Origin of the sequence: Acidovorax sp. 100, from assembly GCF_003688355.1 — a bacterium.
Lineage (GTDB): Bacteria > Pseudomonadota > Gammaproteobacteria > Burkholderiales > Burkholderiaceae_C > Acidovorax > Acidovorax delafieldii.
On sequence record NZ_REFD01000001.1, the window covers coordinates 1 to 19,323 of the forward strand.

Consider the following 19,323-nt stretch of genomic DNA (forward strand, 5'->3'; position numbering starts at 1 on the left):
CTCGTCTAGTGTCGCTTGGCTGTGTGATTTACCTTGCATCTAGAGTTGGACCGAGTGTCAGTCGCTTGGCTTGGGCGACCTGTTCAAGGATTCTGACGATGCTCTCAGAGGCCGGTCCTGGGCCCAACAACATCGAAGATTACAGCGCGCGTGAGCGGAAGGCGATCCAGCGTATTCAGCTTGGCCTTCAACTCGGGGATTCGCTGATAGAGATGGTGGAGTTTGATTGCGCCCGCACACGCTCTACTTCGACCAAAGCTCAGCGCAGTCACGCGGACCAGATCGGCAAGTTCTCGATCTCGGGTATCCCATCGACGCGAGACTGAGGCGTCGGGCTTCTTGGGCCATATCGCCAGTCCTTTCGCTAAGCCAGTCGCGGTCGTTGCGTAGAGCCAAGCGTAAGTGGCTGGCTCAGCCATCCCGTGCAGCCTTGACACCAGAGAGCGGGTTTATCGCGATGATCGCTGCCAGGTACGTCGATAACGCAGTCGTGCGTTCTCGAACCCTGCAAGCCGCCAGGCTCATGCAGACCCACTTCCGTTCTGAGCAATGTGGTGACGGTCTGGATGGAGACCTTGCTGTAGGTGGCCGCGTCAGCCTTGGGCAATCCCTGCGCAGCAGCTTGATAAGCTGCGTCCGATCATTGCCCTTAAGCGTCTTTGGGCGTCGAGGCGTGGATAACCCGGCAGATGCAGCCCAGACCATGCCTGTTGTCGTGTCGATACCGGCCTCTCTTGAGGCTGCCGAGGTCGACAGACCGGAGGCCAGCACTTTGAAGAATTGCGCACGTCGCGGATCTACGGGACTCGGTGCCTCCCTCGCGTCTTTAGTGACCTCAAGTGCCTTCGGCGCAAGTCGCCTGATCAACGCATGCAAGCAACTGGTCGAGGTTATCGAACAGCCACGCAGCAAGAGTAAGACGTCTCAACGGATGGACGCCGGATCGCTCTGAGGCGATCTGCCGGGCGATTTCGGCACAGGCTTCATCTGCGGATGACGGAAGTCCATCCATTTGCTCGAGGTTAAGCAGCGGCGCAAGGAATGCTACGTAGGCATCGCCTGCGGCGGCATGTTTTAGACGCTGCTTTGGACCTGTGAGAAAGCCTTTTTGAGCGAGCGCGGTCCGAAATGCTGCTCCCAGCATCGGTGTAGAGAGGCGTACGTCGGATCTGCCAACGAGATCAGCCACCATCCGCGCAAGCCGCACGGTGCTGTCGGCTATAGCGGTTGGCTCCGCTGGGTCAGTGAACTGGGAGGGCGAAGGCAATACCCAGTGAAACCTTGACACACCCGTGGCCTTGAGGTTTGATGTCTCTAGCTTGCGCCCGTGGCGAAGACACACCCAGACCCCTGGCAACTGATGCTCGCGATGCCAGTACGGCGTGCTGTGCGCCTTCATGTCCTCGTCCATGCAATAGGGGCAGGCCTTGAGCGGGTGGTTTGCCGGAACCTGCTCGTGAGGAGCCCGAGTTGGAACTTCAGCCTGCCTGAAGAATTCAGGGCGGCCGCATTGAGGGTTGCATTGACTTGGTTTGTGCTGGCGAACCGAAGGTACAGCGGCAGGACTGTTCGGTGCTCTACGATGTGCTCAACGCTACCGAGTGTGTTTCCAGAAACTGCTAGGAAGTGATTGAGCCGCGCAGGAAAGTCGTGGGCGCATCCCTGGTTTGGATGTCCAAAAAGCAATCGACATGTCGTTGATGCCAGTCGTTGTCCACTGGCGCGGTGATACCGGCTACACAGGCTGAATAGCGTTTCGTCTGGCAACCAGGACTGAGGTAGCCCTAGCTCGATTGTGGCCAGCATCGTTCTCGCGCCATCAGTTGGCAGGACTACGACATCCTACGGAGGTGTCTACCGGCCTGGGACGTTTTCCTGCGGCGTTCGATTGCGACAAGTTCCTGCGCACGCAGCGCTGCTTTGGAGGCCCTTTTGATCTGCCAAGCGCCGGTGGCAAGTAGGATGATCGAGTAACCCGACCACATCAGTACGTCAAGATGGTCCTTGCCTGGAAGCGGTGCGACGGAGACGCACACGCAGAACGCAGCCAGAGCCAGCATACTGATCCCAAAATGCCGCTGCCTGTTGGCGAGGGCCTGAGATGGTTCGTTCAGTGACTCGCCAACTTCTCCCGCGAGTCCCTCAAGGCGCTCACTCATCTCCCGTTTGCCCGCGTGATCTATCAACCAAGCGCCAAGGAACATCAGCACGATGGCCAGGACGCCGAGCGCTAGTCTCCAAAATGGTAACGATGTAGAAAGCGGAGATAGCGCTGTAATCGCAACCATGCACCCGCTAGCAAGGATAAGCAGCGTGGTACCGGCAAGACGCTGACGGCGACGCAGCCCTAGAGTGCGAGGATCTGGCTGATGCAGCAGCAGATCCTGCAGTGCCTCATCCAGCAATATGGCAGTTTCGCTCGCAACATCAGGGGGAGGAGGGCGATTCACAACTCAGGCCGCCATCTGCAGAGTTTCGTTCAGCAGGTGTGCGTCGATCTGCTCTCGTGACGCGAACTGCAGGTACAAGTGCTTGACGAGCAGTGCCTTCTTCTCGGGATGCAGCTTGACGCCCCGCATTCTTGCCCAGTCGTCTACTGATTCTGAAATCTTCATGGCCAAATCCCAGTTCAGCAATCGACCAGCCGCTGTCTTACCTGGTTCGTCGGTAAGAACCTTGAGTACGTCAAAGCCGGCCGCACCGAGCTTCAAGAGTCGCTCTGCGCCGAGAGAGGTCTGGTCCGTTTCGATCATGCCGACGACTGATCTGCTGGTGCCGAGCACCGTGGCCACCGCTTCTTGGCTGAGCTTCAATCGTTTTCGCTCGGAAGCGAGACGAGAGCCAAACATTGTGAGTACTCCTTGAATGTACGGATGCTATCAAAATTTTGAGCACATGTCGCAATTTCGATCATATGCACAAAATTTTGACAAATGTTGGAATAAGAGAGACGATTCAGCATGCCATCTCTCAGAACGCCGACCGAGGCCCGCGCCTGGCTGCTACGCCACGGTGTAACCATTACGGAGTGGGCCCATGTTCATGGGTTTAAACCGTCAGTCGTGGCCTCGCTCTTGGCCGGACGGTCGCAGGGTAACTGGGGGGAAGCGCATCAAGCGGCAATCGCGCTGGGGCTGAGATCGCCACCGGCACCCGATGAGGAGCATCCGCTGGCTTCAGCCCAGCCGCAGGCTGCGCAGCTAAATCACGGAGGAGTTCCTTCATGACCTGACCCACAACCTCAACAATCGTGGGATAAAAGCACCACGCCCGGAGACCTCGCCAAAGGTCACCGGGCGTGTTTGGAATGTGCGAGCCAGTTCTTGACAAAGCGGCTTGGTTCGACTTTCCATCAAATCGCGTCTCCTGTCAATCCGTTTCGAGGAACCGGATTGCATCGCGTTGCTTGTCCCGAACTCGACCTTTCGGCTGCGGCCGATGCTTGGAGACGGAGATGGAAAAGCACAGGCTTACGGAGTCCCGCTATCGAACGATCCTGAGGCGCCAACTGACACCGACCTTTGGGCCAGGTTATGAACCCTCGATCAAGGCATGCCGTGAAGAGGCGCCCGCTAAGAGCAGTCCCGCGACCGTATGGTCTGACCTATTGCAGCGAGAAATACACACATTGTCGGAGCCCGAGCGATACGTCCTTGCGGTCCTGCTCTACTGCCCCTGGCTCGTGGACCTGCAGGAGCAGCGCATGTTGCCAAACGTTCCGGCTGCCCACCCGCTGGAAGGGCACCCACTTGCTGGCCCTATGGAACTGAAGCGGTTTCGAGGCACTCTGGCAGTAGCCGCCGATCTGCACCACATGCACTTTCATCCCGTCGTCACGTGGACCACCGAGGGCAAGGAAAAGCGCGAGACACCCGGCTGCTGGATCGGCGATTTCCTCGTGTTCCTGAAGGACGCGCAAGGACTCTACTGCGTCAACTTCAATGTCAAGCAATCGCGGGGCGAATTCACCGTTCCGGCGGTGGGTGTGACAGTAAAGACCAACATGAGGCGCGCTACGGTAAGAGAGACTGGAAGGCATGAAGTAGAGAAGCAGGTCTACGCAGAAGTTGGCATTCGTACCGTTGAAGTGGCTGCCGATGAGCTCCCGAGCATCTTGGTTGCCAATCTGCGATGGGCACAGAGCTGGCAGCGGCGAAAACACGGCCTCTCGACTGCGCAGCAGCAAATCGTCCTTGACGCGCTCAACGATGGCCTAGATAGGTATGAGTCGGCGTTGGACGTGATGAACGGTGTGGAAGTCTCCCATGGCATTGACCTGTATCGGCAAAAAATTGTTCTAGCGCACGGTGTCATGGCTCGAAAGGTCCGCCTTGATCTATTTGAATGTCACTTCTTCATAGACAAGCCGATGCTCCCCGAGCAGCAGGATGTACTAAAAGTGTTTGCTGACTGGTTCAGGCGGCCGACATGAGCATCACTTCTGGAACTGTCATCCACGCGCCAAAGGGGTTCCATGAACTAGCAACCGGAGCAACTTACTTCTTTCTGCGTAGCAGTCCGCAAACGAAGATTGTCACGCTGCTGGAGTTTGTGGAACGCCCTGCAAAGGTAGTTGTCGGCGAAAGTAAGAAAGATGAGGGCGGAGAAGATGGAATGAGAAAGAAGAGGCGGAGACGGACGGTCACTCGGTTGCCGTTGCCATTGCCAATTCCGATCCATCTGCCCCGCGACGTATGGGAGAGTGGCTTGCTACGGGGGATGGTCGTCGCTGGAGAGGCCAAGACAATGCCGCCTTGGCTTGATGCTCTCGAAGGATTGGACTTGGCGGAAATCGACCTACACCGCACCGACGCCGCGAAGCTACATCGGGACAGGGTCGATGACAAGCTCTTTTGCATCTCGAAGCTGGTGGCTGAGGCGCCCGAGATTTTGGACCATGAGAACCTCGACAAATACATCAATGCTCATGCGCGCAGCTTGATGCCCGTCCAGAATGAGACGCGCGTCAGATTGTGGTTTTACGTGTACCTAGTCTTCGGTCGAAACAGGGACGCGCTTCACTATCCGATCCATCGCATTGGGCACTGGGACCGAATGGCGCCTGAGCATGCGCAAGACGAGAAACGTGGCGCTCCGGGCCGCAAAGGCGGCTACAACACCACAACGGAAATGCGGCAGATGATCATCGAGTCATATCCGCGTCGCGCAGGAATTGGTGTCAGCGACGATCAGGTCTACACGGACGCGATGACAAAGGACTTCGGGTGTAAGTCACGAATCGTGTGCCGAGGCCATGTAAAACAGTTTGAGTTGTATCACCCTGAAGGAAAGGCGTTTCCGCAGATTGGAGCGTACTTCTACTACGTCAATCAGCACTTCAGGCCACACCTAGTGCGTGAAACGCGGCTAGGAAAGAAACGGGCGCAGTCCAAGTTCAAACCCGCTCTCGGTAGTTTTACCGAATCGGCCTGGAATTTGATGCAACGTGTCGAAGCAGATGGGTATCGTGTTTTCGACTTACCCAAAGGCTACATTGAAGGCAGCGACCTTCCGGCGTTAGTTGTAGTCACTATACGAGACGTCGCCAGCGGAAAAAAGGTTGGCATCGGGTTCTCCCAGGGCAGCGAAACCGCTGCTGCTTACCGCATGGCGCAGTTCTGCGCAGCAATTGGTCTGGAAGCCTTCGGGGCGCTTCTCGGTCTGAAAATCAAAGACAGTGCAAAGGGCGTTTCTCCGCACATGGTCACCGATCGAGGACCTGGTGCGACGGCTGGAGGGCTCCCGCGCGATGCGGAACTGCTGCCCGTGGTTCGGCAGCTCACGCCGTCCTATTCAGGCAAGTCAAAGGCCATTGTGGAGACATCCAATCCAAAGACACCGTCCGACGACGAAGCTCCTTCATTTCGCCGATCCAACCAGACGACCGTAGCACTCGCACGGCGTGAGGTCGGCAACCTGCTGGCCTACAACGAATTGACGCAGGTCGCTAACCGGGTAGATCCGGAGCTGGAACATCGCGTAAGCCGCCTTAGCCCCAATGGGGTCTGGGACGCGATGGACTCGGTAGGGCGCAATGACGCCGTCCAGGTGAACTTCGAGTCTGCAGTCCGCGGCTACCTGGACCTTGTGCCAGCGAAACTGAAAGACGGCTACCTGGAGATAGCAGGACGCAGGTACTACTCAAAGTCGGAAGCTTTTATGGAAGCTCTTTCCGCCGTGAAGGGCGGAGGCCGCCAGATAGATGTGAAAGTCTACGTCTTGAACTGCTGCATTCGGCATGTTTGGTTCGAGTGGAAAGGCAGGCTCGTTCAGCTAGACGTTCGGTATCCGACGCCCGTTTCTAAGGAAGTGATGGATATGTCGCTCGACGAAGCCGTCGAGTTCGACGCGCACATGCAAGGCCGCATCAAGGAGCACACGGAACATAAGCGCGGCGCAAGGGTCTTTTTCGAACAAGACTACAAGGAGCAGACCGGAGAAGAACTGGTGTCCGGCAGTCGCGTTGTCGGGCGACCCAAGCGTGGCGGTGCTGTAGCCCAACGGGAGGCCAAGGAGGCGAAAAATAGCGCTGTGGGGCGCAAGGTAGCGTGACCAAGATTGATCCATCAATCTGGGCTGGGCGGTACGAAGACGCCCTCAAGCCTGGAGTTATCAAATCTCGAGGCGAGAGCCGAGGCAGGCCTTTGCAGTCCCATATGACGTTGGACGTTGAAGCAGCATGTAAGGCAATTCGGGAAGGGATGGAAGAGGTAGTTCTGGTAACTGCTCAGGTGGAGGCAATCGCGACAACCCTGATCCAAAGAGCAAGGGCTCATGCCGTGGATATCTATAAGGATCCACATGCTGTACTGAAATTTGCGTACCACGGAACAACGATTGAGGACTTTGTTACACCGATGTTCCTGACGGGACTGGCTGGGGTCGGCAAGTCAAGCCTTCGAATCGTGCTCCGAAGGGTGCTTTCAGGACGCAGAATGGTTCAGATAGATGCGGCACATCCTGCTGTGCCCCTGATCGATTTCATCGACGGCAATATCGGTAGGAAGACCGGCCCCTCTGCCGTCGTGAAGAGCTTGATTGAAGAAGTCTTGGGCATCGGTGACATGGACGGTAAGGGAGGGGCGGTTGAAGAGTGCGCCCGTGTCATCCGCCTCAGCGGTGCGTGTCTCCTCGGTGCGGATGAAACGCAGTTCATGGCGCAGTCAGCCTCTGCAGCAACACTGATAACTCGCACCTTGCTGAGTCTCGCGAATCTCCAGGTTCCTTGGTTCGTGATCGGAAACTACTCTTTGGGGTGGAAGCTGTGTGAACGCGATCCCGAGGCGACGCAACGTCTTATCCATGACCCTGTGATCATGATGCCCGATCCGCCCGAGTCCTCAGATTGGGTAAATCTTTTGGCTGAGTACCAGGTCGTGTTAGCGGAGGTGCTGGACTTTGAGTTGTTGACCTATCAAGTTGAACTCTGGAATCTCAGCGCTGGCCTAAAGCGCGAGCTCGTCAGCCTTCTCGTGACCAGCTACCGCATATCTCGGCATGGGGGAGACTCGCAGATTTCCTGGTCACACGTACGCCGAGCTTTCGCCTCTGCATCTTTTAGTGTTGCGCGTGCCGACATAAACGCCTTGATCTCAAATGCTGGGCAGGGAGGCAAACTCAAGAAGGGTTTACGGTGCCCATTCGATGGTCCCGAGATCCAGGCCGCCATCAGCACGTATTCAGAAAAGCTCCGCGAGGCACGTGCTGAAAAGGTGGCAATCGCCACTGTGAAAGCGTCTATGAACCGGCAAGAACGAGAGGCTATCGAGAACATTGAAAAAGCCGCCGAGCCCTCGCGAGCATCGCCGGCGCAAGTCATCAAGATGCCAAAGAGTCGTAAACCTCGTACGCTCGAGGGCATGCAGGAGGCGGCTCAAGATTTCTTGGCATCGCTGGCAAAAGATCCGTCTGCAAAGACCTAGCCTCGCATTTCCTGAGCACTTTGCTGGGCAGCCTAGGAGCCCTTCTCGAAAGGCCAGCTCAGTCGCTTCGTGTGGGTATCGTCGGTAGGCGGCAACTGAAACGGCGCAGTTCTGTGTAGGGTCGGCGTCGGAACCGTTAGCGTTCTTCAGCTCGGGAAACATTTGGCGCGGCGGTCAGTCGTGAATTTGTACTGAGCCGCTTCGCATGCACGGCGTCTCGGATCTGACTTGGACTTCCGACGGACTATATTTACGATGGCGCAAGGTCTCCCTTCTGTTTGGCAATCTCCGACGAACTTTCGCGCAATGCGCAAGTGTCGAAAAATCAACAGCTTATGAGCGGTGATCTCGACGCACTTTATTTGTCCGAGTCAAAAAAAAGCGGTCCGTTCGACAAGTCACTCCACCGTGACGCTCTTGGCCAAATTTCTGGGCTTGTCCACATCCGTCCCCCGCGCGCAGGCCGTGTGGTACGCCAGCAGCTGCAGCGGCACCACATGCAGCAGCGGACTCAAGGGGCCGTAGTGCTCGGGCATGCGGATGACGTGGATACCCTCGCTGCTCTCGATGCGGGTGTCGGCGTCAGCCAGCACGTACAGCACACCCGCGCGCGCGCGCACCTCTTGCATGTTGCTCTTGAGCTTTTCGAGCAGGGTGTCGTTGGGTGCTACGGTGACCACGGGCATGGCGCTGGTCACCAGGGCGAGGGGGCCGTGCTTGAGTTCGCCGGCCGGGTAGGCCTCGGCGTGGATGTAGCTGATTTCCTTGAGCTTCAGGGCACCTTCGAGGGCGATGGGGTAATGCAGCCCCCGACCCAAAAAGAGCGCGTTTTCCATGCGCGCAAAGTCTTCGGCCCAGCTGATGATTTGTGGCTCCAGCGCCAGCACGGCCTGCAAGGCCACAGGCAGGTGGCGCATGGCCTTGAGGTGCGCAGCTTCCTGCTCGTCATTCAAACGACCCTTGGATTGGGCCAGCGCCAGCGTCAGCAAGAACAGGCCTGCCAGCTGGGTGGTGAAGGCCTTGGTGCTGGCCACGCCAATCTCGACCCCGGCGCGCGTGATGTAGGCCAGCTTGCATTCGCGCACCATGGCGCTGGTGGCGACGTTGCAGATGGTGAGCGTGTGCTGCATGCCCAACGACTGCGCGTGGCGCAGAGCGGCCAGCGTGTCGGCGGTTTCGCCGCTTTGGCTGATGGTGACAACGAGGGTGCGCGGGTTGGGCACGCTGGTGCGGTAGCGGTATTCACTGGCCACTTCCACTTGCGTGGGGATGCCAGCAATGTCTTCCAGCCAGTATTTGGCGGTGCAGCCGCTGTAGTAGCTCGTACCGCAGGCCAGGATCAACACGTTGTCGATCTCCTTGAAAACACGCCAGGCGGCCGCGCCGGGCTCGCCATGCTGGCCTGCGCCGTCGAACAGCTCGGGCACGATGCCGGCCAGGCCTTCCAGCGTGTCGGCAATCGCGCGCGGCTGCTCGAAGATTTCCTTTTGCATGTAGTGGCGATAAGGCCCCAGCTCGGCCGCGCCACTGTGGGCGAGCACGGTGCGCACTGGGCGCTGCTCGATGGTCAGCGCGTTGCCGTCCTTGCCTACGATCCAGTAGCGGCCCAGCTGCAGGTCCACCAGGTCGCCTTCTTCCAGGTAGATGATCTGGTCGGTCACGCCCGCCAGGGCCATGGCGTCGCTGGCCAGAAAGTGCTCGCGCGACGCAGATGCGCCAGCGGTGGCGTCTTTGCCCACCCCCAGGATCAATGGGGACCCGGCGCGTGCCCCCACCACGCGGTGGGGTTCGTCCTTGTGCATGACGGCGATGGCGTAGGCGCCGTGCAGTTCGGCCACGGTGGCCTGCACGGCTTCGAACAGGTCGCCGCTGTAATGGCTGTCCACCAGATGGGCGATGACCTCCGTGTCGGTCTGGCTCGCAAACACATAGCCGCGTGACTGCAGTGCCTTGCGCAGTTCTTCGTGGTTTTCAATGATGCCGTTGTGCACCAGCGCCACGCGACCTGCGCCTTGGACCTGCGCGTCTGCGCCCGTGCCGTGGCTGAAATGCGGATGGGCGTTGTGCACGGCGGGCGCGCCGTGCGTGGCCCAGCGGGTGTGGGCGATGCCAGTGGCGCCGTCGATGTGCTCGGTGCTCACCTGCTCCAGCAGCTCGGCCACGCGGGCTGTGCTGCGGGCGCGCTGCAGGCCGGCAGGGCGCGTGGCGTCGAGGCTGGACGCATGCACGGCCACGCCGCAGGAGTCATAGCCCCGGTATTCAAGCCGCTGCAGGCCCTGCACGAGGATGGGAACGATGTTGCGCGTGGAGACTGCGCCGACGATGCCGCACATGGTGGTTGCCCTTGGGTTGGATTCGATGGGGCGATCGTAGGCAGCAAAGAGAAAAATTATTCATTGATATTTGCACAAAAATGAACTTAAATTTCACCAATTCATACCGATGAAATTATCATTCATTTTTTATTAATTGATGGAATCCATATCTCTCGATGCGATCGATCTCCAGCTGCTCAACCTGCTGCAAACCGATGCCGCACAAAGCAACCAGGCCCTGGCCGAACAGGTGCACGTGTCCCCGCCCACCTGCCTGCGCCGGGTCAAGCGCCTGCACGATGTGGGGCTGATCGAGCGGCAGGTGGCCATCCTGCAGCCCGACCGACTGGCAGCGCTGCAGGGCCATGGGCTGGGGTGCATCGTGGAGGTGTCGCTGGACCGCCAGGGCGCAGAACAACTCGACGCGTTCGAAGCCCGCGCCGTGCAGGAGGCCGCGGTGCAGCAGTGCTGGCGCGTGTCGCCGGGGCCCGACTTTGTGCTGGTGGTGCACACGCGGGACATGCCGGGCTACCTGGCGCTGTCGCAGCGGCTGTTCACGGGCGACGCCAATGTGCGCAATGTGAAGGCGTTCTTCGCGACCCGGCGGGCAAAATTTGAGACAAAAGTGCCAGTAGCGCTAGATTGATATGCGCTAGCCGCTATCAATTTATTAGCAAAAACACCTGCACCCTCACCGGCGCCCTCTCACCACCTCGCCCCTCAGCCCCACCCCTGACAGGCCCGGCAGCACATCCCACAACCCAGCAACGTCATCCATGCGCCTCATGGGAAAGGAGCACGGTCATTTCTTGCTGGTATCGCCTGACCGGGCGTTGTAAGCTCCCCCGCACTTTCAACCTACCTGGCCGGTGGATGCCCGCGTGGCAGCACCGCCCTTCTCCTGCACCCCCATGCCGACGCCCCGCCGCCAGATGCCACGCCGCATCTACCCCTTGCGCATCCTGGGCATGGGGCTGGGCGGCATGGTGGTGGCGGTGGTGCTGTGGGAGCGCCAGGCGTCCGCCGCAGCCTGGGTGGCGCTGCTGCTGCCAACGCTGGTGTGGCCGCATGTGGCCTACCTGCTCACCCGCCGCGCCGCCGACCCCTATGCCGCCGAAGTGCGCAACCTGCTCATCGACTCGGCGCTGGTCGCTGCGCTGGTGCCGCTGATGCACTTCAACCTGCTGCCCAGCGTGATGTTGCTCACCTTGACCATGGTGGACAAGATCACGACCGGCATCCGGGGGCTGTGGGTGCGCGCCCTGTGGGTGATGCTGCCGGCCGGTGTGGCCAGCACGGCGGTCATGGGCCTGCACTGGGCGCCCGAGACCTCCATGCGCGTGATGGTGGCCTGCTTGCCGGTGATGTCGCTGCACACGCTGTCGGTCAGCGTCGTCAGCTACCAGCTCATCCGGCAGTCTGCGCGCCAGAACCAGATGCTGGACGAACTGCGCCGCGTGGACGCGCTGACCGGCCTGTTCGGGCGCGGCCACTGGCAAGAACAGGCGGAGGCCGCACTGCGCCGCCACCACACCACCGACGAGCCCGCCTGCATGCTGATGCTGGACATCGACCATTTCAAGGAGATCAACGACGCCTACGGCCACACCGTGGGCGACGAGGTGATCCGCGCGCTGGCCCATGTGGTGCGGGGCAACGTGCGCGCAGGCGACTGCGCGGGGCGCTACGGCGGGGACGAGTTCGCCATCGTGCTGCCCGGCATGCAGGCCCGGGACGCCCTGGCCATTGCCCAGCGCATCCGCGAGCAGACCGAAGGCGTGCGCCTGCGCAGCCTGCCCGAATTGCGCATCACCAGCAGCATCGGCGTGGCCCCGGCCGACCACCGCCACAGCAGCCTGCGCGCGTGGATCGACGCGGCGGATGCGGCGCTGTACGTCGCCAAGAACGGCGGACGCAATCAGGTGGCGGGGTGCATGGAACCGGCGCTGGTGCCGGCGGTGTAGCCACCAGCACTGCGTGCAGGTTCAGGACTCGTCGGCGGCAACTGCAGGATTCACCGGCCACTGCACCCGCACCGTGCAACCGCCCCCCAGCACCGCCGTCGCACTGATCTGCGCACCGTGGCGCTGCGCAATGGCACGGCACAGCGCAAGCCCTGTGCCCACGCCCTCGAACTCCGTCTCGCGGTGCAGGCGCTGGAACACGCCAAACAAGCTGCCCGCGCGCGCCGGGTCAAAGCCCACGCCGTTGTCCTGCACGGTGAAGGCGCCCTGGCCTGCGGGTGCCGCGTCCGCCGACACCGTGATGCACGGGTGCCCCACGGAGCGCGTGAACTTGAGGGCGTTGCCCAACAGTTGCACCAGCAGATCCTGCAGCAGCGTCGGGTCGGCCCACAGCGTGGGCAAATCGGCGCCCACCCGCCGTTCCACCGCGCGTCCGACCTCGGCCGGGGCCAGTGTGGCGCGCGCCTGGGCCATGGCATCGGTCAGCGGCACGGGCTGCAGGCGCAGCGGCGCACGGCTGGCACGCACCAGGGCTTGCAGGCCGTCGATCATGAGCCCCATGCGCCGAGCCGAGTGGTCCATGGTGGCGAGGAAGCCCAGGGCCTCTTGCACCTCAGCACCCTGCACCACCTCGGGCGGCAGGTCGCCCAACACCTCGCGCACCAGCGTTCCGTAAGACGTCACGTGCCGCAGCGGCGCGCGCAGGTCGTGCGAGACGGCGCGCAAGAACTCCTCTTGCGCAGCCGCCATATCGGCCACCTGCTGCTGGCTGCGGGCCAGTTCGGCGCGCAGCTGTTCGGGGGTCATGTCTGCACCAGCCACTTTCATCTCCCGCCGCAGGCCACAGAAGCGTGCACGGCACAACGAGGCGCCAACGCGCTACGCACGAAGACGAAGGCGCAGGCGAGGACAGCCAGCAAGGGCCGCCCCGCAGCAAAGGCTGTCGTCCCCCTGGAGGGGGAAGGCGCGAAGCGACTCAGGGGGTGCTTCATTTTTTCGGGCGGGACCAGTTGGCAATGCTGACTTGCTTGCCCCGCGCCACGCTCAACGCGCCGGGCGCCGTGCTCTTGGTGATGGTGCTGCCGCCGCCCACCGTGCCGCCTGCGCCAATGGTCACGGGCGCCACCAGCACGCAGTTGCTGCCCACATGCACGTCGGCCTCGATCACCGTGCGATGCTTGTTGGCGCCGTCGTAGTTTGCGGTAATGCTGCCTGCGCCGTAGTTCACGCGCTCGCCCACTGTGGCGTCGCCCAGGTAGGCCAGGTGGTTAGCCTTGGCGCCGTCGGCCAGCGTGCTGTTTTTCACTTCCACAAAATTGCCGATGTGCACTTCGCGGCCCAGTTGGGCGCCGGGACGCAGGCGGGCAAAGGGGCCGATCAAGGCGCCCTCGCCCACGGTGGCTCCGGCCTTTTCGCCGTCGATGTGGGTGTAGGGGTGGATCACCGCACCTGCCGCAATGCGCGCATTGGCAATGCAGCAGTTCGCGCCAATGCTCACGCCCTCGCCCAGCTCCACGCGGCCGGTGAAGACGCAGTTCACGTCGATCTCCACGTCCTGCCCGCAGACCAGCTCGCCGCGCACGCCGGTGCGGGTGTCGTCGCGCAGGTCAAAGCGGGCGGGGTCGGCCAGGCGCACGCCTTGCTCCATCAAGGCTCGGGCCTGGCGCAGCTGGTGGGCACGCTCCAGCTCGGCCAGTTGCAGCGGGCTGTTGACGCCCGCCACCTGCAGCGCGTCGGTGATGCGGTGGGCCACCACGGGCACGCCGTCGGCCACGGCCATGGCGACGATGTCGGTGAGGTAGTACTCGCCCTGGGCGTTGTGGTTGGTCAGCCGCGCCAGCCAGGGCGTGAGCAGCCGCGTGGGCACGGCCATGATGCCGCTGTAGACCTCGGTGATGGCGCGCTGGGCGTCGGTGGCGTCCTTGTGCTCGACGATGCCTTGCACGGCGCCGTCGGCGTTGCGCACGATGCGGCCGTAGCCGGTGGGGTCGGGCAGGGTCACCGTCAGCAGGGCCAGCTTGCTGCCTTCGCTGGCGGCCACCAGGGCGCGCAGGGTGTCGGCTTGCGTCAGCGGCACATCGCCCGACAGCACCACGGCCGTGCCGTCGTCGCGCACGTGCGGCACGGCCTGCTGCACGGCGTGGCCGGTGCCCAGCTGGGGCTCCTGGCGCACAAACTTCAGGTCAAAAGTGCCGGTAGCGCTAGTCGTGCTTACGGTAGCCGCTTCTACTTCTGTAGCACCATGGCCTGTGATGACAATGGCGCTGCGGGCCTGCACGTGCGCGGCCTGGTCCAGCACGTGGTGCAGCAGCGGGCGCCCGGCCAGGCGCTGCAGCACTTTGGGGACGCGGCTTTTCATGCGCGTGCCTTTGCCGGCCGCCATGATGAGGATGTCGAGTGGGGTCATGAAAATGGAATGGGGGTTGCGCAGCACAAGCCCGGCGCGCGGGCGTTGGGTGGATTATCGGCTGCAGCCCACGGGGCACAACACGCTATCCAGTCCATAGCTAACTGCACATGATTGACTAGCGCTTGCGGCCTTTTTAACCCCAAACCTGTCGCAACGACGGCGCTACAGCAGCGGCATCAAGCGTGGCGGGGTGTCGTAGTACTCGGCAATGCGCGCCAGCGCGCGGGTGTTGAGCAGGCGCAGCCGCCCGTTTTTCAGCTCGTGCAGGCCCAGCATGGCCAGGCGCCGCAGCGTCTTGTTGGTGTGCACCAGCGACAGCCCGAGTGCATCGGCAATGTGCTGCTGGTTGAGCGGGAAGGCCACCGAGCCATCCTCCACTAGCCCGATACGGTCGAGCCGGCGGTACAGGTGCATCAGCAGCATGGCCACACGCTCGGTGGCGTTGCGGCGGCCGGCGGTGAGCAGGTTGTCGTCCACATGGCCCTCTTCGTGCGCCGACAGCCAGGTGATGTCGTAGCCCAGGCGCGGGTGCTCGCGAAACAGCGCCCACAGGCTGTCGTTCTGGAACACGCACAGCGAGCAGTCGGTCAGCGCCTCGATGCCGTGGGCCGACACATCGCCAAACTCCTGCTGCAGGCCTACCAGGTCACCGGGCAGCAGGAAGTTGAGGATCTGGCGGCGCCCGTCGCTCAGCGTCTTGTAGCGAAACGCCCAGCCCGAATACAGCGTGAACAGCTTGGCGTTGGTCTGGTTCTCGCGCACCAGCGCACCGCCCGCTTCCACGGCAAGGCTGTCGGTGCGAAAGCCTTCGATGAAATCCAGCACCTCCGGCTTCACGGGTGTGAAGGCCCCAGTCTTGCGCAATCGGCAATCGCGGCAGGCCGGAGGGCAGACATTGGGGGGCAAGGTGACGTTCATGAGGAAGCGATTCTAGGGATGGAAATCACGCAGAAACAGCTCGTTGCAACAAAGCTGCGCGCAATGTGCAACGGCTGTCTCCTCTATGTCTTTTGACATTGCGCAGGCACCATGCGCCACCTACATTGGGCTGCATCTATGAACCTATCCCCTGCCCTGTACGAGGTGCTCTACGTGAGCACCATCGCCCCCGATCAACCGCTGAGCGTGGTGGCCGAGATTGCAGGGCGCGCGCGCTTTGTGAATGCCGAGCTGGACATCACGGGCCTGTTGATCTTTGACGGACAGCGCTTTTGTCAGCAGCTAGAAGGCCCGCAAAAGGCCGTGCTCAAGCTCATTGAACGCATCCGCAACGACCCCCGCCACATCAACGTCGAGGTGTTGCACCACGGCCCGCTGGCGGGGCGGCGCTTTCAGCACTTCAGCCTGGCGTTCAGCACCGTAGAAGATGTGGATGCACTGGCCCGCATGGAGCTGCTGGATGGGGAAGCGGCCATCGCCGCATTTGAGATCGTGCGGGGCGAGCTGGTGATCTGACCGGCCTCCTCGCGCTTCTTTCATTCAAACCATCACGCGGCCTCGGTCCAGCGCCGCAGGATCAGCGTGGCATTCACGCCGCCAAAACCAAACCCGTTGAGCATGGCATGCGTGAGCGCCATGGGCCGGGGCTGCAGGGCCACCAGGTCCAGCCCCTCGGCCAGCGCATCGGGCGTGTGCAGGTTCAGCGTGCCGGGCACCACCTGGTCGCGCAGCGCCAGGGTGGTGAAGATGGCGGCCACGGCGCCCGCCGCCCCCAGCAGGTGCCCGGTGGCCGACTTGGTCGAACTGATGGCCACCTGCGCGCCCGCGCCGAACACCCTGCGGATGGCGGCCAGCTCGCCCCGGTCACCCACACCGGTGGACGTGGCGTGAGCGTTCAGATGCTGCACGTCCTGGGCCGTGAGCCCTGCCTGCGCCAGCGCGGCCCACATGCTGCGCGCGGCGCCGTCACCGTCTTCGGGGCCTGAGGTAATGTGGTACGCGTCGGCCGACGTGCCGTAGCCCACCAGCTCGGCCAACGGCTGTGCGCCGCGCGCCAGGGCATGGTCCAGCGCCTCGATCACCAGCATGCCTGCGCCCTCGCCCATCACAAAGCCGTCGCGCTGCGCATCGAACGGGCGCGATGCCTGCTCCGGCGTGTCGTTGAACGCCGTACCCAAGGCCTTGGCCGCCGCAAAACCGCCCAGGCTCACACGGTCGATAGCGGCCTCGCTGCCGCCGCACACGGCCACATCGGCCTCGCCGCTGCGGATCAGGCGTGCGGCATCGCCAATCGCCTGCACGCTGGCGGCGCACGCGGTGACCGGCGCCCCCAGCGGTCCCTTGAGCCCGTGGCGGATCGACACCTGCCCAGCCGCCAGATTGACCAGGAACGACGGCACCGTGAACGGCGATAGCCGCTGCGGCCCGCGCGTGTCGGTGGTGCGCACGGCCTCGGCAATCGCACCAAAGCCGCCGATGCCCGAGGCGATCACCGTGGCCGTGCGCTCACGCGCTCGCTCGTCGGCCGGCGGCCAGCCCGCCTGCGCCAGCGCCTGCTGCGCGGCGCCCAGCGCAAAGGGGATGAAGCGGTCCATCTTGCGCTGGTCTTTGGACGAGACGATGGCGTCCACATCCCAGCCGCCCTCGGGGTCTTGCGCTATGCCGGGAACCTGCCCGGCAACCTTGGCGGCAATGCCTTCTGTCACCGCGTCCGGCAAGCGCGAGAGGCCGGAGCGCCCAGCCAGCAAGCGCTGCCACGCCAGTTCTACGCCGCAGCCCAGCGGCGACACCAGGCCCATGCCCGTGACCACCACGCGGCGCATCAGGCCACCCCCTCGTTGCTGCACATACCACTCGCTTTTTTCATGGATTCACCTCGTCAGACAGTTGGGGCACAGAGGTTCTGCACCTTTATGATTGCAATCGTCATCATAAACCGCAAACCCATTTTTGCGTACGACCGCAATCAATAAGAGGCTTCCATGAAGGTTTCCAAAGCACAGGCCGCAGAAAACCGGCAGGGCATCCTGGACGCGGCGGCCCGCCTGTACCGCGAGCGGGGGCTGACCGGTGTAGGGGTGGCCGACATCACGCGCGATGCCGGGCTTACGCATGGCGGGCTGTACCGGCATTTCGCGTCCAAGGATGTGCTGGTGCAGGAGGCGTGCACCAAGGCGTTCGACTGGTCCATCCCCGTGCTGGACGGCGAGCGGCCCCACGCCACGGTGGGCGACCGCATCCAGCGCTACCTCTCACCTGAACACCGCGACGCGCCGGGCTCAGGCTGCCCCGTGGCCGCATTGGCGGTGGACGCCGCGCGGGCGGGCGGCGGCTTGTCTGAAGTGTTTGCCCAGGGCATTGAGCGCAACATCCAGCGGTTTGCCCAGCTGCTGGCTGACAGCGCTGCCGATGCCGGCGGCGGCGCCACCCCATCGCCACAAGACCGCGCCCGCGCGATCCATGTGCTGGCCACCATGGTGGGGGGGATGGTGCTGGCCCGCGCCACTGCAGCGGCGCAACCCGCGTTGTCGAATGAGCTGATGGTGACGCTGCAGACGCAGCTGACGGACTGGCTGGACAACACATCCAGCCCCTCGAAGTAAAAAAGAACGGCCAGCGCTTGCGTCACAAGCACTGGCCGTTCTTAACAAGTCACATCACCCGGGGCAAGACGCCCCTGGGATCACGTCAGGCGCAGCAGGCGTCGCCCCAGGCGGGAGCCCCATTGCCCACCGACGCACGGCGCCACCACGTGGCAGGGCGTGCATCGGCGGCATCGCCACGCACCCAGCGGTATTGCAGGCGGCGACCGTTCAGGGGTTCGACCACCACCGCCTGGCCTGCGGCCACAGGCAGCGACTGACCGGCGCACAGAAACACGTCGCTGCCATCGCCCAGGCCCTGGCCCAGCGTGACCCAGGCCTGGCCTTCGGCGATGCGCAGGGTCATCGCGGCCTTGGGGGCCAGGGTGACGGCGGCGCCTGCGGCCACATGTCCCGCCTCACCGGCGGCAGCGCCCGTGGCGCGGGAAGATGCAAACAGATGAAGAGCGTGAGAGGTTGTCATGGCTTTCTCCGGGTTAACCCTAATACGACCGTATGGTGCGCCGGTTGCAGAACAACGTCCAATGAAAAGCACGGCACCGATTGATGCTTTTCCTGCATGAGCTGCTCAAACGGTTCTGCGCTGTAGCGGTGCTGCTATCCGAAGCAGAGCAAACCGGGCCAGGCCAGCGGCAAACCGGCCCCCAGCGCCCGCCACACCGGCCAGCGCCGTGCCCAGCGCACGTCCGCCCTGCCCTAGCGCCTGGCCCAGATCGCGCAGCGGCTGCACGACGCCACATTCCCAATCTCTGGCAGCCGTGCTGGCGGGCTGCGCCAGAGCGGGGGCTGCCACGACGTCCCAGCGGAAAGCCACCGGCTCCGCGCAGCCGGAACCGGTCCAGGCTTCCATCACCACATGCTGCCCCGGCGCAACCGTCAGCTGTTGGCCGGGCTGCAGCACGTGGTCCACAGCGGCGCCCGGCATGTCCGCCAGAACGCCACGCAAGGTGACCCACGCCTGCCCCTGGGCGATCTGCAGCACGCCATGGGTGTCGGGGTGCAATGACAAGGCCTGGCCTGTGGCCAGTTTCCAGCAACCGGCCGCGCGACGGCCAGCCGTGGCGGCGTGGACGGATTGTTGCGATTCCAGAACGTTGCGGGGGGACATGACAGGCTCCTTGGCTTCAGTAGAACGTGTTGAGGAGCCTGGATAGTGCGCTTTACACCGTA

17 protein-coding genes and 1 pseudogene are annotated in these 19,323 nt (G+C 62.7%); 8 read left to right on the forward strand and 10 right to left on the reverse strand.

The window, feature by feature from the left end; genetic code table 11:
* Positions 1–104 precede the first annotated feature (104 nt).
* From C8C96_RS25365 to C8C96_RS00020, 3 genes and pseudogenes are all read right to left on the reverse strand, one after another.
* Complete coding sequence (locus C8C96_RS25365) at positions 105–419, reverse strand: TnsD family Tn7-like transposition protein (protein ID WP_121941039.1); 315 nt, start codon at positions 417–419, stop codon at positions 105–107.
* A gap of 416 nt (positions 420–835) precedes the next feature.
* Positions 836–1,435 (reverse strand): annotated as a pseudogene (locus C8C96_RS00010) (TniQ family protein); the annotation flags it as partial.
* 1,018 nt (positions 1,436–2,453) lie between these two features.
* The gene (locus C8C96_RS00020) at positions 2,454–2,849 is read right to left on the reverse strand and encodes a helix-turn-helix domain-containing protein (protein ID WP_056637541.1); all 396 of its coding nucleotides are present in this window, start codon (positions 2,847–2,849) and stop codon (positions 2,454–2,456) included.
* Between the two features lie 111 nt (positions 2,850–2,960).
* Here C8C96_RS00020 and C8C96_RS25370 point away from each other — a divergent pair, with 111 nt between their 5' ends.
* The 4 genes from C8C96_RS25370 (at position 2,961) to C8C96_RS00040 (ending at position 7,922) form a co-directional block, all read left to right on the forward strand.
* Positions 2,961–3,227 (forward strand): DNA-binding protein, encoded by a 267-nt coding sequence (locus C8C96_RS25370; protein ID WP_082576702.1) that lies wholly within the window; start codon positions 2,961–2,963, stop codon positions 3,225–3,227.
* 476 nt (positions 3,228–3,703) lie between these two features.
* A complete protein-coding gene (locus tag C8C96_RS00030; RefSeq protein WP_147455635.1) occupies positions 3,704–4,432 on the forward strand; it encodes a hypothetical protein in 729 nt (242 codons plus the stop codon).
* Positions 4,429–6,552 carry a hypothetical protein gene (locus tag C8C96_RS00035; protein WP_147455636.1) on the forward strand — a complete coding sequence of 708 codons (2,124 nt, stop codon included), beginning with the start codon at positions 4,429–4,431 and terminating at the stop codon, positions 6,550–6,552. Before C8C96_RS00030 ends, C8C96_RS00035 begins: the two co-directional genes overlap by 4 nt.
* Before the next feature lie 104 nt (positions 6,553–6,656).
* Positions 6,657–7,922 carry a hypothetical protein gene (locus tag C8C96_RS00040; RefSeq protein WP_147455637.1) on the forward strand — a complete coding sequence of 422 codons (1,266 nt, stop codon included), beginning with the start codon at positions 6,657–6,659 and terminating at the stop codon, positions 7,920–7,922.
* Between the two features lie 398 nt (positions 7,923–8,320).
* Here C8C96_RS00040 and glmS read toward each other — a convergent pair whose 3' ends face one another.
* Positions 8,321–10,255 (reverse strand): glutamine--fructose-6-phosphate transaminase (isomerizing), encoded by a 1,935-nt coding sequence (gene glmS / locus C8C96_RS00045; protein WP_121941042.1) that lies wholly within the window; start codon positions 10,253–10,255, stop codon positions 8,321–8,323.
* Positions 10,256–10,394: 139 nt separating this feature from the next.
* On the opposite strand from glmS, the gene C8C96_RS00050 reads away from it, so the two are divergent.
* Both C8C96_RS00050 and C8C96_RS00055 read left to right on the forward strand, forming a co-directional pair.
* Positions 10,395–10,883 carry an Lrp/AsnC family transcriptional regulator gene (locus C8C96_RS00050; protein ID WP_121941043.1) on the forward strand — a complete coding sequence of 163 codons (489 nt, stop codon included), beginning with the start codon at positions 10,395–10,397 and terminating at the stop codon, positions 10,881–10,883.
* A gap of 265 nt (positions 10,884–11,148) precedes the next feature.
* Positions 11,149–12,201 carry a diguanylate cyclase gene (locus tag C8C96_RS00055; protein WP_121943796.1) on the forward strand — a complete coding sequence of 351 codons (1,053 nt, stop codon included), beginning with the start codon at positions 11,149–11,151 and terminating at the stop codon, positions 12,199–12,201.
* A 21-nt stretch (positions 12,202–12,222) separates the two neighbouring features.
* Here the strand turns inward: C8C96_RS00055 and C8C96_RS00060 are convergent, their stop codons facing one another.
* From C8C96_RS00060 to C8C96_RS00070, 3 genes are all read right to left on the reverse strand, one after another.
* Positions 12,223–13,008, reverse strand: coding sequence for an ATP-binding protein (locus C8C96_RS00060; RefSeq protein ID WP_199737415.1), 786 nt, complete (start codon positions 13,006–13,008; stop codon positions 12,223–12,225).
* A 181-nt stretch (positions 13,009–13,189) separates the two neighbouring features.
* Complete coding sequence (gene glmU, locus C8C96_RS00065) at positions 13,190–14,608, reverse strand: bifunctional UDP-N-acetylglucosamine diphosphorylase/glucosamine-1-phosphate N-acetyltransferase GlmU (RefSeq protein ID WP_121943797.1); 1,419 nt, start codon at positions 14,606–14,608, stop codon at positions 13,190–13,192.
* A gap of 165 nt (positions 14,609–14,773) precedes the next feature.
* Entirely contained in the window at positions 14,774–15,529 is a 756-nt protein-coding gene (locus tag C8C96_RS00070) for a Crp/Fnr family transcriptional regulator (RefSeq protein WP_121941045.1), read from the reverse strand.
* Positions 15,530–15,667: 138 nt separating this feature from the next.
* Here C8C96_RS00070 and C8C96_RS00075 point away from each other — a divergent pair, with 138 nt between their 5' ends.
* Complete coding sequence (locus C8C96_RS00075) at positions 15,668–16,066, forward strand: BLUF domain-containing protein (protein WP_121941046.1); 399 nt, start codon at positions 15,668–15,670, stop codon at positions 16,064–16,066.
* A gap of 32 nt (positions 16,067–16,098) precedes the next feature.
* Here C8C96_RS00075 and fabF read toward each other — a convergent pair whose 3' ends face one another.
* Positions 16,099–17,373 carry a beta-ketoacyl-ACP synthase II gene (fabF, locus tag C8C96_RS00080; RefSeq protein ID WP_121941047.1) on the reverse strand — a complete coding sequence of 425 codons (1,275 nt, stop codon included), beginning with the start codon at positions 17,371–17,373 and terminating at the stop codon, positions 16,099–16,101.
* Between the two features lie 159 nt (positions 17,374–17,532).
* Here fabF and C8C96_RS00085 point away from each other — a divergent pair, with 159 nt between their 5' ends.
* Positions 17,533–18,153, forward strand: coding sequence for a TetR/AcrR family transcriptional regulator (locus tag C8C96_RS00085; protein WP_121941048.1), 621 nt, complete (start codon positions 17,533–17,535; stop codon positions 18,151–18,153).
* 85 nt (positions 18,154–18,238) lie between these two features.
* On the opposite strand, the gene C8C96_RS00090 is transcribed toward C8C96_RS00085, so the two are convergent.
* Positions 18,239–18,616 carry a DUF2917 domain-containing protein gene (locus tag C8C96_RS00090; RefSeq protein WP_108497192.1) on the reverse strand — a complete coding sequence of 126 codons (378 nt, stop codon included), beginning with the start codon at positions 18,614–18,616 and terminating at the stop codon, positions 18,239–18,241.
* Positions 18,617–18,721: 105 nt separating this feature from the next.
* Positions 18,722–19,261 (reverse strand): DUF2917 domain-containing protein, encoded by a 540-nt coding sequence (locus C8C96_RS00095; RefSeq protein ID WP_056743855.1) that lies wholly within the window; start codon positions 19,259–19,261, stop codon positions 18,722–18,724.
* Positions 19,262–19,323: the final 62 nt, after the last annotated feature.